12 protein-coding genes and 2 tRNA genes are annotated in these 14,665 nt (G+C 34.7%); 6 read left to right on the plus strand and 8 right to left on the minus strand.

Annotated elements, in window-relative coordinates; translation table 11 throughout:
- Positions 1 to 40 precede the first annotated feature (40 nt).
- Both rlmF and ACLJX0_RS14145 read left to right on the plus strand, forming a co-directional pair.
- Complete coding sequence (gene rlmF / locus ACLJX0_RS14140; RefSeq protein ID WP_410881305.1) at positions 41 to 949, plus strand: 23S rRNA (adenine(1618)-N(6))-methyltransferase RlmF; 909 nt, start codon at positions 41 to 43, stop codon at positions 947 to 949.
- Between the two features lie 167 nt (positions 950 to 1,116).
- Positions 1,117 to 1,920, plus strand: a complete 804-nt coding sequence (locus ACLJX0_RS14145) for a hypothetical protein (RefSeq protein ID WP_410881307.1) — start codon at positions 1,117 to 1,119, stop codon at positions 1,918 to 1,920.
- A gap of 102 nt (positions 1,921 to 2,022) precedes the next feature.
- Here the strand turns inward: ACLJX0_RS14145 and ACLJX0_RS14150 are convergent, their stop codons facing one another.
- From ACLJX0_RS14150 to ACLJX0_RS14170, 5 genes are all read right to left on the minus strand, one after another.
- Positions 2,023 to 3,156, minus strand: coding sequence for an NAD(P)/FAD-dependent oxidoreductase (locus ACLJX0_RS14150; protein WP_410881309.1), 1,134 nt, complete (start codon positions 3,154 to 3,156; stop codon positions 2,023 to 2,025).
- Positions 3,157 to 3,160: 4 nt separating this feature from the next.
- Positions 3,161 to 4,906: a TauD/TfdA family dioxygenase gene (locus ACLJX0_RS14155; RefSeq protein ID WP_410881311.1), complete on the minus strand. Its 1,746-nt coding sequence runs from the start codon at positions 4,904 to 4,906 to the stop codon at positions 3,161 to 3,163.
- Positions 4,903 to 6,486, minus strand: coding sequence for an L-tyrosine/L-tryptophan isonitrile synthase family protein (locus tag ACLJX0_RS14160; protein WP_410881313.1), 1,584 nt, complete (start codon positions 6,484 to 6,486; stop codon positions 4,903 to 4,905). The genes ACLJX0_RS14155 and ACLJX0_RS14160 overlap by 4 nt, the downstream gene beginning before the upstream one ends.
- A 487-nt stretch (positions 6,487 to 6,973) precedes the next feature.
- A complete protein-coding gene (locus ACLJX0_RS14165) occupies positions 6,974 to 7,663 on the minus strand; it encodes a hypothetical protein (protein WP_410881315.1) in 690 nt (229 codons plus the stop codon).
- Positions 7,664 to 8,182: 519 nt separating this feature from the next.
- A complete protein-coding gene (locus ACLJX0_RS14170; RefSeq protein ID WP_410881317.1) occupies positions 8,183 to 8,674 on the minus strand; it encodes a hypothetical protein in 492 nt (163 codons plus the stop codon).
- A gap of 450 nt (positions 8,675 to 9,124) precedes the next feature.
- Here ACLJX0_RS14170 and ACLJX0_RS14175 point away from each other — a divergent pair, with 450 nt between their 5' ends.
- The 4 genes from ACLJX0_RS14175 (at position 9,125) to ACLJX0_RS14190 (ending at position 12,794) form a co-directional block, all read left to right on the plus strand.
- Complete coding sequence (locus ACLJX0_RS14175) at positions 9,125 to 10,945, plus strand: hypothetical protein (RefSeq protein WP_410881319.1); 1,821 nt, start codon at positions 9,125 to 9,127, stop codon at positions 10,943 to 10,945.
- Between the two features lie 45 nt (positions 10,946 to 10,990).
- A complete protein-coding gene (locus tag ACLJX0_RS14180; RefSeq protein ID WP_410881321.1) occupies positions 10,991 to 11,662 on the plus strand; it encodes a type VI secretion system amidase effector protein Tae4 in 672 nt (223 codons plus the stop codon).
- A complete protein-coding gene (locus ACLJX0_RS14185) occupies positions 11,647 to 12,030 on the plus strand; it encodes a hypothetical protein (protein ID WP_410881323.1) in 384 nt (127 codons plus the stop codon). Before ACLJX0_RS14180 ends, ACLJX0_RS14185 begins: the two co-directional genes overlap by 16 nt.
- A 239-nt stretch (positions 12,031 to 12,269) precedes the next feature.
- Complete coding sequence (locus tag ACLJX0_RS14190; RefSeq protein ID WP_410881325.1) at positions 12,270 to 12,794, plus strand: hypothetical protein; 525 nt, start codon at positions 12,270 to 12,272, stop codon at positions 12,792 to 12,794.
- Positions 12,795 to 12,852: 58 nt separating this feature from the next.
- Here the strand turns inward: ACLJX0_RS14190 and ACLJX0_RS14195 are convergent, their stop codons facing one another.
- From ACLJX0_RS14195 to ACLJX0_RS14205, 3 genes are all read right to left on the minus strand, one after another.
- Complete coding sequence (locus ACLJX0_RS14195) at positions 12,853 to 14,115, minus strand: site-specific integrase (protein ID WP_410881327.1); 1,263 nt, start codon at positions 14,113 to 14,115, stop codon at positions 12,853 to 12,855.
- Between the two features lie 299 nt (positions 14,116 to 14,414).
- Positions 14,415 to 14,489: transfer RNA gene (locus ACLJX0_RS14200), tRNA-Pro, on the minus strand.
- 6 nt (positions 14,490 to 14,495) lie between these two features.
- Positions 14,496 to 14,579 (minus strand) — tRNA-Ser (locus tag ACLJX0_RS14205).
- Positions 14,580 to 14,665: the final 86 nt, after the last annotated feature.

Genomic DNA, 14,665 nt, shown 5'->3' on the forward strand with positions numbered 1-14,665 from the left:
TAGTCTAATTTTGTTGCAAAGAGTAAGAAAGAATACGCGCATGAAAGACGAAAAGCAATCTCGAAAGAAATTACACGAACGCAATAAGCACCAAAAAGGGTATGATTTTAATCGATTGAAGGCAGTCGTACCTGAACTGGAAGCTTTTATACAAAAGAATCCATCAGGTAGAGATACCATTGATTTTTCACTTCCGGAAGCGGTTGTACTGCTCAATAAGGCTATCCTCATGAGCGCGTATAAAATTACGTATTGGGAAATGCCGAAGACCAATCTTTGTCCTCCTATTCCTGGACGCGCTGATTACATCCACTATATCGCCGATCTATTAGCTGAAGACAATGGAGGTAAAATTCCAACGGGTAGTGGAGTAAAAGTATTAGACTTAGGCGTTGGAGCCAATGTCATTTATCCGATTCTAGGTGTAGCAGAATACGGATGGGAATTTGTTGGATCTGAAGTGGATGTCGTATCGATGAAGACGGCTAGTCATATTATAGCGAATAACCCACATTTAAAACAGAAAGTGACCCTCCGCCAGCAAATGAGCAAGCGCAATGTATTGAAAAATATCATCGGTGAAAAAGAGTATTTCGATGCTGTCATTTGCAACCCGCCTTTCTTTTCCTCTCGGGAAGAGGTATTGGCGAAAACTACACAAAAGTTGAAGAACTTAGGAAAAGAAGTAATTGGAAAACCCGTACAGAACTTTAGTGGTCAGCATAACGAATTGTGGTGTGAAGGTGGAGAAAAAGTCTTTATTACGAATTATATTTATGAGAGTAAACACTTTAAAAGACAGGCGGTTTGGTTTACGAGCTTAGTGTCCAATAAAGACAATCTTAAAGGCCTACAATCCTTACTTAAAAGAGCAGAAGCAGCAGAAGTTCGTGTCATTCAGATGGAGCAAGGAAATAAGATCAGCCGTATTTTGGCCTGGAGGTATTAAGTCAAACAATAAAATATAGAAAAGCACAAACAATTGTTTGTGTTTTTTTTTGCATTAAAAGTAAAATTATTTGTTTTAAGAGGTTGTTTTTGAAATAAGTATATATTTGTGTTAGCTTATAATTAAGATTTAATTATAGAAATATTCACTTTTTAAAAATATAGATTATGCTTAAAAAAATACTACGTACTACCCTACTCACAGTATTGCCTTTTGCTTTATTTGCCCAAGAGGTGACAGAGGAATATGAATTGAGAGGAAACGAAAAAATGGGATGGATTATCAACAAGGACGGCAAGAAAATAGAAGGCGTGGTAAAGTTGATGGGAACAGATGAAACCCCTTGGATAAACCAAGCCAAGGTTAAGTTTATTGCCTTAGATGAAATTGATCACGATAAAAAGAGACAAAAGTTAAAAACGCTAAAAGCAGATGAGTTAACTGCCTATGCTGCTTATGATGAAGGTGTGTTACGGGAATTTGAATTGATTAAATACAAGAACCTACGAGAGTCTTCGACTAGCGATAAAGGTGGAATTGCGGGCAAAGTAAAATTGATTAAAAATTTAGCTACCTCTGAATATATGGTAGAGGTTTTAGTACAAGGTGCCATTAAAGTATATCGATTGTACGGTTTACCTTCTTCTGTGGCTTTTGGAGAGAAAGAAATTAGAGAGCAAGAGCAGGATATTAAACAGATTATTGACTATCCCACACTTTTAGTGGTGAAAAATGGAGGTAAGATTGAAGAATTAAATAGCAGCGATTTTAAAAAATTGACTGAAGATTGTTCGTCTGTGCGTACCAAGATGCTAAACAACGAATATCCGAGTTATAATCCAGAAAAGGAAGAGAAGAAAAAATCGAAATTAGGAGCTTTGATTAAGAGCGAGGTTGAGCTTAATGCGCCGAAAGTACAGCGTATGGCATTGGAAATTTTTCCAGAATACAATGAAAATTGTGGAAAGTAGTAAGTAAAGGATACAAGAGCAATAAGTAATAAAAGAAAAGCGAAGAGGTAAATCTCTTCGCTTTTTTCATTTCTTCGATGAGTATAGAAAATACGATATAAATTAAAAAACGTCTCCATGTATCTGTGCACTACCTTTTTTCACGATAGCTGGAAACAGTCTTAAAAAACTAAAAGTTATATCTGTAAGTAATGGGGTGTAAAGAGAGGCGCGGTTGATTTGTTTCGCAGTCCAAATACGCTTTGAAAACGTGTGGTAATACGCCTTCGTATACTGTTTTTCCATCTCAGCCCATGTAGATTGCTGTTTTAGATAAGGTAATAAACATTCATATGCCAGTTTAGCTGATTGCAAGGCCATACTCATTCCATTGCCACTTAAAGGAGCAATATTTCCAGCAGCATCCCCCAACAGGAGTAGATGGTCTCTTGTTGTATTTTTCATCCCAAAGTACAGATGGGAAATCGTCAGAGGCTTATCAAAAAGAAATGTACCTCGTTCCAAATACTGTTTTAAATGAGGGTTTTTAGACAGGATTGTTTTTTCCATTTGTGGAATACTTCCTGCTTTTTTCAAGTTTTGAACTTTGCTGATGTAGCTCATATTTACTTTGTTGTCCTCAATGGCAGATAGTCCGCAATATCCGCCAGAGAAGTTGTGCATCTCTACTTGGGTACGATCAAAGAAATCAGCGTAGATATGATACTTAACCGCAATATAGAGGTTACTTTGTTTTGTAGCGCGAAACGTTCGCTTGAGTTGCACATCAATATTGGTATTTTTTCCAAATGCCCCAACAGCAGTTCGGGCATAAAAACGCTCATTAGCTGTACAAACTTCAAATAAGTTATTGTCGAATTTTACCTGTTCTACTTTGGTTTTGGTGTGCACATCCACGTCTTGATTTACTGCAATAGCATAGAGTTGAGCATCTAACTCATAGCGTGACAGTCCAGTACCCCCTATAGATAAAGGACATCGAATCGAAATTCCAGAAGGAGAAGTTAACAGTAACTTGTCAATGTCTGGTAGGGCTTGTTTACTGAAATTAATACCTAAGGAAGTGAGAAAAGGAATACTTTCATTAGAAATGTATTCTCCACAAACTTTGTGAAAAGGAAATTGTTCTTTTTCAAACAGGATGACTTTTTGGTTGGATTGCGCTAGGAGTATGGCTAGCGATAGTCCTGCAACGCCGCCGCCAATGATGGCACAATCATAGGGTGTAGTGTCCATAAGGTTAATGACTTACGTTCCAACTAAATAAAACAACTACAACAACAAGTGTGGCATAAGCGCCAATCTTTAACCAACGCGGAACTTTCATTCCATTCTTTTTTATCTCTTCTATGGCGTCCTGTTCATTTTTGCAGTTGATGTTGTCAATGACTTTTTTATACTCCTTGACAATTACTAACCAGCCTACAGTAAATAAACCGATAGATAAATAGAGGTATTCTGCCACCTGATTTTGATAGAAGGCATAGGCAAATAAAAGTTGAATCACTACTCCAGAAAAAATCACGAGTTGAAAGGCAAAGTTGAGTGATCGATGGAGTCCCAATTTAATGATAATAGTATTGAGGCCACTGGCTTTATCTTCTGTATAATCTTCAGCTGTATTTAGCATAATGATACCCATTTGGTGTAAGCCGTAAAAACAAAATAGAGCCAAGGACACCAGCTCAGGAAAACCATGAGTGATGATTGCTGTGTATAGCATAGGTCCAACAAAAATAATCAGCCAGAGACAGAGTAATTGTAAGAGACCTTGGGATTTAAATTTAAAGGGCGGAATAGAGTATTGGAGGCCGATGAAAACACCCACTACGGTTAAGGGTATTAAATAAAACTGATTCGTATCAATGGCAATATAACAGGTTAGTATGAGGGCAAGAATACCTGAAAGTATAAGCTGTACTTTTACATTTTTTTTTCCTAACTCATAGACTGCATTAGATAAGTGACTTTTATAAATAGCATCTAGTTTGTAATCCGCATAACAGTTAATCATATCCCCAATATTAAACAACAGAATAATGGCAGCTAGACCAAGATAAAGCGTTGGAGCTAGAAAGTCGTTCCACGATTGTATGCTAATCAGCAAAGGGATAAGAAAAATGGGTAATTCAGCAACAAAAAACTCCTTTCGTCTAATGGTTAGGCAATTGGAAATAAAACGTTGAATAGAAAAACCTTTTGGACGGTGTAGGATATTGATGCGCTGTATATAACGCTCGTTTGGTTTAGTAAAAGCTTCCCTGCCGTGTAGTAGGGTATGATTGTCTGCTAATACAATATCTCCGTTTTCCCAACGGTGGGTGTAGAGATAGTCCGGATGATATAGTTTTTCCTTCATTTCCAGAATAAATTCATCGGCTGTTTTGTTTTCTAATCCTGAGATAGTTAGTGTGACAGGGTTGAGATCATCAACAGGTTCTGCATATCGCAACACTTCGATAGGTTCAACTTCGTGTTTTTGCGTCAGTTTTTGTTTGATTTTTCCCCCATAGTGAACGATTTTCTTCGTTGTATAGGTAATCGAAATTTTGTCCCATTCTTTTTGATCTTTTGCTGAACGATTAGCTATTATCTTCTGCGTATGACAAAAAGTGGTTCCTCCGCCATCTTCCTTTTGGGGGGCTGTAATACACTGAAAAAGGATGATGTAGGGAATTTTTCCTACAAAAGCCCCGTCCCAATGCATAGGAACCTCGTGATCAGTAAAAATATAGTTTTCTGTTTTTGGCTTTACTTGTAAATCGTTAATTGCTCCAAAGACCCATTGTAGGGGTTTACCTAGTCTTTGAGCAAAAAGAGCCAACTCTTGTTTGGGCAACGTTTGATAGCCCTTAAATACAATTAATTTGTGTTGGACAATCCATTCGTTAAGCTGTTCGGTAGAGAATTGTTCAATGGAGTTTGAACCCGTCTGATGTCGAATTTGGATACCAAAGGGATGAAGATGTTCTACTGTATAATTCATTGTTCTGCAAGTAAAGTATAATAGTACGGTTGGTTGTGTTCTGTTACTAGGCGTGCCCCTTTCTGTTCTGCTTCACTTTTTTTCATTAAAATGTATCCGTCAGTGTCTAATACCAGTACACCATGCCAAGGTGTAATCCAGTTATTTGTTGCTTTGGTCAGTTGAATTCCTATTTTGTCATTATGAGAATTATAGGGATGTATAGATAGGCGAATAGCATTCGGATAAATATATAATAAAAACCTCGTCCAAGCATTGCTGTGCTGGATGACTTGTAAGGCAATTGTTTTGGATTCTTTTTTAATCTGACTCATCGTGCTATCTGGAGCTACCGCTTTCCTGTCCTCTGAAATAAAGCGGTGAATACCATTAAAAAGATGTTGAAATTCAGGATTTACCTTTCTTCTATGTTGCAAATCTTCCAAAGGTTCCGCATATTTTTCGAGTAATTCTTTTCGTTGTACATCAAACGAATTACCAGTGGTTAAATCCTCTAAGTTAACAATAGTAATATGCTGTAGCTTGAGCTTGACAATAAGATCTTTTATTCTTTTTACATATTGCGTAATTTGTGCATCCGTCACCCCAACTAATTCAGAGAAAATTCGACCATCAGAACAAATGGTTAGTGTAGCACCAGGAGTGTAAATACTACTTATTTCTTTACACATATTTTCCAATGTCATTAAGGCAATCTCCTCACCTAAGTCGGGCAAAGAACCCAATACTTTTTCAGGGTTAGGTGATTTAGCTGGAAAGGCGGGTAAGATAAAATGTAAAGGTAGATTTTGACTGGTAAAATAATTGATTTTTGTTTCGTGAATAGCAAAGCACTCCCCGCAGAAGTCGGCGGTACATCCGTTGTCTAACGTGCTTATTTTACGATTGTTTGCGATGATATTAAATAACTCTCGGTTTAGCGAATGATTTAAAGGAAGATTGGTATGAATAAACTCTTCGGTCCACAGGCTGATATCATTGATTAGCGGAAACAAATGGAGTGCAAATGAAAATCGATTGGCTTTTTTTAATGTTTTTGCCATTAAACGAATAGAGGTTATTGTCTTTTCTTTTTTTCCCGTTTTGAGGTAAACGAATAAGATACCCCAATGAAGTGTATAGAGAATGGAAGGAAGGTCTACTATCTTCTTCTGCAGGGTGTTACTATCCGTAGCACCCTTTAGGATGTCGTTTATAATCTGAATACCTAAAGCTCTGATGTGTGAGGTTTGTGGTGCGTGAACCGAAACTTTAGAATCTGATAGTAAAATAGGAATCATCTGACTCAATACGTCCTTATAATCTTCCAGTAACGTGATTTTGGTCAGTAGTGCAGCTTCAAAACGGTCCGCTAGTTTTTCTTGTGTAAGAGCATGAACAGCAAGCTGCCAATCGTTGTTAATACTGTGGTAGAGGTAAAGGATAATATCTTCTTTCGATCCAAAATAGAGGTAAACATCGGCTTCATTCAAATTCACCGCCTTAGCAATGCTTTCCAGGGTCACCTTTTCAAATCCTTCCGATGAAAAGAACTGCATGGCTGTTTGACAAATAGTGTATTTCGTGAGATGATGATTCATTTTTATTGTATTAACTTTCTTAACAAATATACGCAAGTCAAACTACAATAGTGTAGAGTAAATTCGTTAAATATGGAGGTGTTTTTTATACATAAAGACTTTTAGGTTTTATTTATACAGGTTGGAGAGGTAGTTGCATCTTAAAAATGTTAATTAAAATACTATAAATAAAATGCCGTTTCTTTTTAGAAGTATGTCACTTTTCTCCGATTTATACGCTTTCTTGTATCTCATGTCGCGTTGTATATACTTTACTGTCTATGCTTTTGAGTTGGGGGAATTTAACATTACAAGTACAGAAGGGAGCAGTCAAGTAATTTAATGAATACAAACACAAGTGCAACCAAAAGAACAACCTGAAAGTGCTATACGCCTCGATAATAGCAAGGGCAAAAAATTCCAACCGTTTATTCTAAAAGGGGAAATAACGAATCTGGAGACCAGTAAGCAGTGTTTAAAAGAAGATTTGTAGTTAGCTTATACACGCCTAAAATAGAGTAAGTAGCAGGGTTATTAAGCAACCAAGTGCCAATAGACCAACGAGCATCAGTAGGCCTTGTAGGACATGTTTTCTATACTGTTTGCCATCAAAGGTGAATTTTTGAGGGTGAATACTAAACGCTTTAAATACAGCAGGATCAATGGTTAAATCAGGTCGAAAGCGAGCAATTCCCTCAATGAATTTAGCCCGTAAGGCTCTTCCATTTTTGATGTAAGATACACTTCCTATATCACTCCCGTCAAATACAAGAGTGGTTTCAACGCCCTGTAAACCAAAAGCGAGGTGCTGTGTTTTGTTTACAGGTACAAGATAGACATCATACGGGGTGGAACGGGAGGATGGTCCTAGTAGGTCGTAGGGAATGTGAACTGTATTTCCTTTTTTCTTATCAAAATGAATCCCTTTTTCATCAATGCGAATGTTTCGTATGGCTCCCGCCATTTTGTTTTTGATATAGCGAATAAAGCGATATAACGCATAAGCCCAAAGCGGATAAAATATGAGCCCAACGATAATCCGTACTTCACTATCTCTTGAAACCAAAAAAGGCAAGCAAGCAAGTAGGAAAAACAAGCCTGCTAAGAGAATACCACCCAAACTATTGAGTAGCCACGTGAGCACCACACTATGTTGAGAAGTGAGGGGTAAAAAGGTAGGTCGAACATTCTCTTGCATGGGCTCAAGGTACAAAAAATCAATAAAAATAGACTAATTTTCATTGGCGCTTTTTTAGTCGGGGGATACAACCATACAAGCTATACTGACTGCTATTAACTTAGATGAAGGAAAAAAACTTTTAAAAGGATGTTTCGTTTTAATCGCAGGATATTCATGTATGAGCGGTATATTTATTACATAGTCCCCAACTTTTGCACCTGACCCCAACTTTTGAAGCTTCTCCAGAAAACCGTTAACTAAACAAAAAAGCCCTAACTTTCGTTAGAGCTTTTAGTAAGTCGGGGTGGCAGGATTCGAACCAATCCTCGTAAATATCTTTAAATCAATTAATTGTCTTGTTTGTAAAAAACCAACTCACCTAATAGCTCACGTCTAAAAAAGCGAGTAGAATAAAGATAGTGAAAATTATTTATTTTGAAGACCTTAAAGTAAGTAGTTGATGTAAACTTCCCTGAAAATTGTATAGTTACTAGTATTCCTCATTTTTGTACAATATTAAAATCAATCAATTATGATTTACGTTCGTTTATGATTTACTCTATAATGAGTGTCTTTATCTGAAAAAGATGATATGTAACCTTTACTTACTAGAATATTTAAAAGTTGGCTATTATCAGCGTTCTTAGCGATTCTTGCTTTTCTACTCTTGTCAGTAATTTGAGCATATTCATTTCCTAAATTTTCTAAGTAATTCTCAATAAATCCTAAATTATATTTTTTGTAGTTTTTGTTGAATAGTTTAAGTCGTTCAATAACAGAAATGTGGTTGTTATTTAGAATTGAACTTAAAATTGTATCATTAACGGTGAGGTTATCATTTGTTATAAGTATAGGACTTAATAGTTTTAAATTACTATTTGTGGTAATCACATTATCAGGACAGTTATTTATTATTGTCAGCTTTTCAGAATTATCTAAGAGAGAAGACTGTAATATCAATTTTAAATCACTATTATCAAATTCAAGTTGATTTAAAAGAGTAAGATATGAAGTTTTCTTCCTCTCCAATAAATAGATATTTAACCCTTCAGAACTTTCTTTTTAATGATTTTATATAATATCAAAAAGGTGTTTGGATAATTAAACACTGTTTTTAGTGTTTTATCCTAAAAAGAAGATTTACAACTATAAAGAATAGTAAAACTTGTATTTTGGTGTATGCCATCTTAAAAATTTCACATCCTTGTAAAGGATCGAACTGACTTTAAGGTGAGAAAACAGAAGACGAAAATATAAAGGGCGCAAATTGGAAGTGCCATAAAAGCAATATACGATTTATTTTTAACAAAATATTATAAAAATTACAAGTGGTTAATTCCTGTAATTGTCTATGATTTGTTATTTTTTAATTAAATCAATATAGTATTATTTGTTTTAGTGCTTTATTTTTTTGGTATATTTATATTCAGATGTAGATAGTAAGTCTTTCGAATATTAATTTTTAAAATAGAAATAATTATGGATTCATGTTTACCTCAAGAGCCCTTTATCAAATTAGATAAAGATGGCAAAGCTAGTATTTTGAATTATAACCTACCTCAAAATACGTCATATAGTATAACTTCATTTTTAAATCTTCAGATTCCTAAGGATTGGTTCAAACCAACAGAGAAGAATTTGTTTTGGTTAGAATTAGCCAAGAAACCTATAGAAGAAATTAAAGCTTTGGTTTTGCAAGATATCCAAAGTGGTGGGGCGGTGAAAATAATCGATAATGCTGCTTTACTTGATAGAAGTAATATTGCGATTGTCAATGTAGCTTTAGAAAGAACTAAGTTAGAAAAGCAATCTTCTATTGAAAGAGATCGACAAACTAGCTTATATGCCATTGATCCAGTATTTAATTTTGAAGACGCTAATCAAGAAGAATTATTCATCTCGAATCCAATCACTCCACAATTAACTACAAATCCAATCAGTCCTTCTACAGGACAAACAGTACATATAGCTACCCCATTAAAAAGAGCTTATATTCCTGTTGATTATGTCGCTTCAATGATTAAAGATGGGTTTCGGCCTATACTAGAGGTAAATCCATTAGGCGATAAAATACTAACACGATTTATTGATACGAAAAAACAGACGTTTGAAATTCCTGAGTTAATGATTGCTTTAGAAATGAAAATGTCTTCTTTTTTAGGAGATTACGGAGCAGGAAAGACAATTAAAACATTTTCGTTATTACCAGGTGAAAGAACAACTATTTCTATACGAACGTATCAACAAGAACAGACAACTCGATTACAGGCGCAAAATATTTTAGATAGTTATAGTGAAAGCAGTGCAGAAGATTTACAAAAAGCGCTTCAAAATGAAGTAGGTCATGCCATTAATATGAGCGAACAAGAAGTAAGTACTAAAACTAATAATTGGAAAGCTGGTGGTGGGTTTGGACTAAACCTTGGAATTTTTAAAATAGGCGGCGGTGGCGGTGGCGGTGGCACAGGTTCCTCAACGTCTACAATTAGTAATGCTATCCAGACACAAGTAAATATGCTTTCCTCAGCTACTTCTCATCACGTTTCTAAATCTGATTCTCTTCGTCAAATTGAAATTAATACAGAAACCACTTCTTCTTCTCTTTCAGAGTATGAAGAAACCACTGTTAGAGAATTGGAGAATATCAATAAAAGTAGAGTTTTAAATTTTGTTTTTAGACAACTGCTACAAGAGTATATCAGTATTACGCACCTAGTAGATGTATCCTTTGTATACTATGGTGGATTAGGAAATAGGAAATCTTGTAGGATGATGGGATTGGATGAACTCTTAGAGGAAGTTTTAAAAGATAAAGAAACGGTTGAGAAAACTAAACAAATGATTTACACTCAATTATGTAGTATTCAGAATCATGAAAATAAGACAGTTAGTTTAATAGAAAAAGTTACGGAAAAAATGAGTAATTGTATTGATCCGAATTTCGAAGGAGAAACTGTAGAGTATGTAAAAGTTAGAAAGGATTTGGAACAAACGTATAAAGACAAAAAAGTCCAAGGAATTATACTAAATACCTCGGAACGAATTTTGCGAACACCATCCTTAATTGTTGATGCTTTACTAGGACAAGGCGAGAGTTTAGATTGTTATAATCAGAAATTACAAGATGCGGCAACTCAAAATGCGGCACTTCAAAATCAAAGATTAGAACAAGCCATTAAAGTTATCGATACTATAAATGTTCCAGAAGAAAGAGCAAAGTTATATAAGAAAGTGTTTACAGAGTGCTGTGATGTACCTCAAAGTGGAGGATGTGGATGTAGTGATAGAAAGATGGAGTAAAATTGTTTAATAACGATAAATTATTTATCTAAAAAACTATATTTTATGAGTGATTTTAAAGAATTTGACAATCCTTGGAGTGCAGATAATTCGGAATGGTTTGGGGAGGAAATGGAGAAGTGGTTAACTGGTCCATCTAATAAAAAGCAGCTTATTGCTGAACTTAATTCCAATTTGACATGGGAAGATTTATCAAAGAATTATCCAGCAAGTACAATCATGACAAAAGATTTATATGAGGTAATTGGTGGAGGATTACCTGAAAATTTGCGCAGTAACCCGAGTTCTTGGGAAAATTCTTGTGCAATTAGAATGTCAAGAGCATTAAATTATAGCGGTATTAAATTGCCCAAAGCACCTTCTAATGGTGGCAATATTGTTGGAAAAGATAAGTTGAACTATTGGATAAGAGTTAGGGATTTAACGAAGTATCTAGTAGGAATGCTTGAAGATAGATTTCCTTTAATTAAAGAAGATGGGGGCATCGATGCAGTAAATAGTTTTAAAGACAAAAAGGGAATTATTGTCTTTGATGTGTCTGGATGGAGTAATGCAACAGGTCATTTTACACTTTGGGACGGAGCTAATTTATATTATGTAGGGGTTGATTTAAGGCATAATGATCCTAATTCTGATAGATATTATTTTAATATGAATTACGAACAAGGAGGAAAAACTATTAAGACTACAAAAATAAGATTATGGGAAATCAGTTAAAAATAGCAGCAATAGTTTTTTTGAGTTCTTTCATCTTATTTGCTCAAAAAAAAACAATTTTTAAAGAAGCTCAAGGGTATTTATTATATTACTGCATCAAAGAGGAATACAATAGTATAGACAGCGATAAAAACGCTCTCTATAATAAAGATTACTCAGGAAGTTATTATATACAAATGACGAATTTGCCTTTACAGGCAATAGATAGTTTAAATATGTATTATAAAAATAAAATAATACAATATCGTGGAATTCCACAAGAAGCCAGTCATGATTCATTTGCTACTATGACCTGCTGGAGTTGTATACAGCTTGTTGAGGCGAAAGAAACAAGAAGATATATAAAAAAATGGATAAGAATGAACTGAGTTTTATCTGAATACCTTAAAAAAAATATTTCCGGATGAGTTTTTCAAACAGTTTAAGACGAAAAGTTTGGTTTAGGGTGCTTTAGGATGTATAGAAATTGTAGGAATAGGAGAGTGGGGGCGGTTTAATAAAGTTATATTGGAATTGTCAAATGCCTCTTCCGAAGAAGAAGTATCTACAAAACGATTAGCTACAGTAGTATACGAAGAAGTTAAAGTAAGACCCCAATTAGTAAAATATGAAAGTGATGAATCTTAATCTAGGTGTTTTTCTTTTTTCAAGTATAATCTGCTTTTTAAGTATATCATGTAAAAAAGAAGACAATCATTTGAAGAAAATTAGCTTGGAAAAACAATATTATTCGGACAGTATTATAGAAAAAAAGTATTCTATTGTACCTTATATCTATGAAATTGAATCAGATACTGTACCAGCTTTTTCTTTCGTTGCACTTAATTTAAGTTCAGATTTTATGATTAAAACTCGGATGGCATTTTTAGAAGACCGCTTTAGGTGGGATTTTGAAAAGCAATTAGATAGTGCTCTTGTATTTGGAATTAGAGAGAATGTAAAGGGAAGAATTAGACATATAAATTTTGAAGTATGGAGTAATTTAGATAAAAGCAATACACAAAAGACGATAGACTCACTGAATACGATATTTGATAAACCTTTATATTATAAGCCCCCAGCAGAATGGCAATGGTTTGTTTATAATAATAAAGTTTTCTTTATTGATGGTTATAAAGCCACTATAGCTTAGTTCTAACCCTAAATAACAATTTGTATGTACTGGTTTAGTTCTGTTGTCTTTGGAAGGTTTAATTTGACTCTTCAAAGTTGTACTTGTGATTTTCCTGAATAAGTCTTCTTTCTCTTAGGTTGTCCATATCTTCACCCAGTTTATGTTCTAATACCTTCGCATAGATTTGCGTTGTTTTAATAGCCGTATGCCCAAGCATCTTACTCACTGACTCAATAGGTACACCATTGTTTAGTGTAATGGTTGTAGCAAAGGTATGTCTGGCTAAGTGAAAAGATAAGTTTTTATCTATTTCACAGATAATAGCAATCTCTTTTAAGTAACCATTCATTCGCTGGTTACTAATAACAGGAAATAGTTTGCCTTTGGCAAAAGCCACAGGATGCTCTTTGTATTTTTCAATTAGTTCTAAGGCTTCAGGTAAGAGAGGAACCCTAACAGGTATTTTAGTTTTCTCTCTACTTGATATAATCCAATCTTTTCCATCACTTCCTTTTGCTATGTTATGTGGGGCTAAGTGAAAGATATCTATATAGGCTAAACCAGTATAACAACTAAACAAAAACATATCAAGAACGGATTGTAATCGTTCAATAGCGAAATTCTTGTTGACAAGGATTTCAAGTTCTGATTTAGTTAGATGCCCTCTTTCTGTTTTCTCAAATTGAAGTTTATATTTGGTAAAGGGATCTTTCTCCATCCATTCCATTGTAATAGCTAAGTTGATTAACTTTTTAAACCTTTCAATGTGTTTCATAATACCATTGTTATTTAATGGTTGATGCTTGTGAATCGGTTTACAGTTTCTCAAGAAGTTTTCAAAGTCAAAGATAAATTTGTAGTTTATCTCGCTTAAATAGATGTCAGTTCGATTGTGTACTTTGCGCAAATAGCTTTTAAGGTACTTTTCCGTAGAGAAGTAGTTCTTAAGTGTACCATAAGCTAATTTACTTGTAGCTATCTCTCTATGATAGTCTATAAGCTTTAAAAGTGATGATTCTGTATCATCATGTCCAAGAAAGATGTTTTTAACAGCTCCAATAGAGACAACTCTTTTTTGTTGAACTAATTGATGATAGGCATCTGTAATGAGGGAACGTACTCGCTCAATATGTGCGTTGATTCGAACCGTGTCCTCACTTTTTCCTTTTGCTTTTCCTTTAATGTTATCCCAAGAAGTAGGGGATATTTTTAGTTTTAAAGAAATTTCTGTTCGTTGTCCGTTTACTGTAACCCTAGCGTATATAAGGGATGGAACTGTTTTGTTTGAATTAGAAACACGTATAATGAAGTGTATTCCAAATGTGTTTTTTGTTTTCATATCAATCTATTTTAATGTTAACCGAACTGTTTTGATATGGTTTTAAAAAACTACTCACCTGAATAGTACTCAAACAAGACCAAAAAGCACTGAATTAAACTAAAATAAATTGTATTTAATTTATTGAAATACAATTAGTTAAACTCGATTCGGTGAGCTAATTTACCTTTTAAAAATAGCTCACCTAATAGCTCACATTTAGATTGATTTACAATGGATTATTATGATATATTTAAAAATAAAAAAATCCGTAAGTAATTGATACTTACGGATTTAGGCACATTTTGATGCCGAAAAAGTCGGGGTGGCAGGATTCGAACCTGCGACCTCCTGGTCCCAAACCAGGCGCGATGACCGGGCTACGCTACACCCCGAAGAAGCGGAGAGACAGGGACTCGAACCCTGGCGACCGTTACCAGTCGACAGATTAGCAATCTGCTCCGTTACCACTCCGGCACCTCTCCTGAAAATTGAGGTATCCCTCATTTTTACTGGAGCAAACATACCATTAGTTTTTATTTTATGCAAATAATTTTGAACTGAAAATATA

The organism is Myroides sp. DW712, from assembly GCF_046557355.1.
GTDB lineage: Bacteria > Bacteroidota > Bacteroidia > Flavobacteriales > Flavobacteriaceae > Flavobacterium.

What these genes read in the sequence shown, in the direction of transcription:
- ACLJX0_RS14165 (WP_410881315.1), bottom strand. Translation starts at nt 7,663, where the DNA reads ATGCAAGAGAATGTTCGACCTACCTTTTTACCCCTCACTTCTCAACAT.
- ACLJX0_RS14155 (WP_410881311.1), bottom strand. Translation starts at nt 4,906, where the DNA reads ATGAATTATACAGTAGAACATCTTCATCCCTTTGGTATCCAAATTCGA.
- ACLJX0_RS14180 (WP_410881321.1), top strand. Translation starts at nt 10,991, where the DNA reads ATGAGTGATTTTAAAGAATTTGACAATCCTTGGAGTGCAGATAATTCG.
- ACLJX0_RS14175 (WP_410881319.1), top strand. Translation starts at nt 9,125, where the DNA reads ATGGATTCATGTTTACCTCAAGAGCCCTTTATCAAATTAGATAAAGAT.
- rlmF (WP_410881305.1), top strand. Translation starts at nt 41, where the DNA reads ATGAAAGACGAAAAGCAATCTCGAAAGAAATTACACGAACGCAATAAG.
- ACLJX0_RS14195 (WP_410881327.1), bottom strand. Translation starts at nt 14,115, where the DNA reads ATGAAAACAAAAAACACATTTGGAATACACTTCATTATACGTGTTTCT.
- ACLJX0_RS14185 (WP_410881323.1), top strand. Translation starts at nt 11,647, where the DNA reads ATGGGAAATCAGTTAAAAATAGCAGCAATAGTTTTTTTGAGTTCTTTC.
- ACLJX0_RS14190 (WP_410881325.1), top strand. Translation starts at nt 12,270, where the DNA reads ATGAAAGTGATGAATCTTAATCTAGGTGTTTTTCTTTTTTCAAGTATA.
- ACLJX0_RS14145 (WP_410881307.1), top strand. Translation starts at nt 1,117, where the DNA reads ATGCTTAAAAAAATACTACGTACTACCCTACTCACAGTATTGCCTTTT.
- ACLJX0_RS14150 (WP_410881309.1), bottom strand. Translation starts at nt 3,156, where the DNA reads ATGGACACTACACCCTATGATTGTGCCATCATTGGCGGCGGCGTTGCA.
- ACLJX0_RS14160 (WP_410881313.1), bottom strand. Translation starts at nt 6,486, where the DNA reads ATGAATCATCATCTCACGAAATACACTATTTGTCAAACAGCCATGCAG.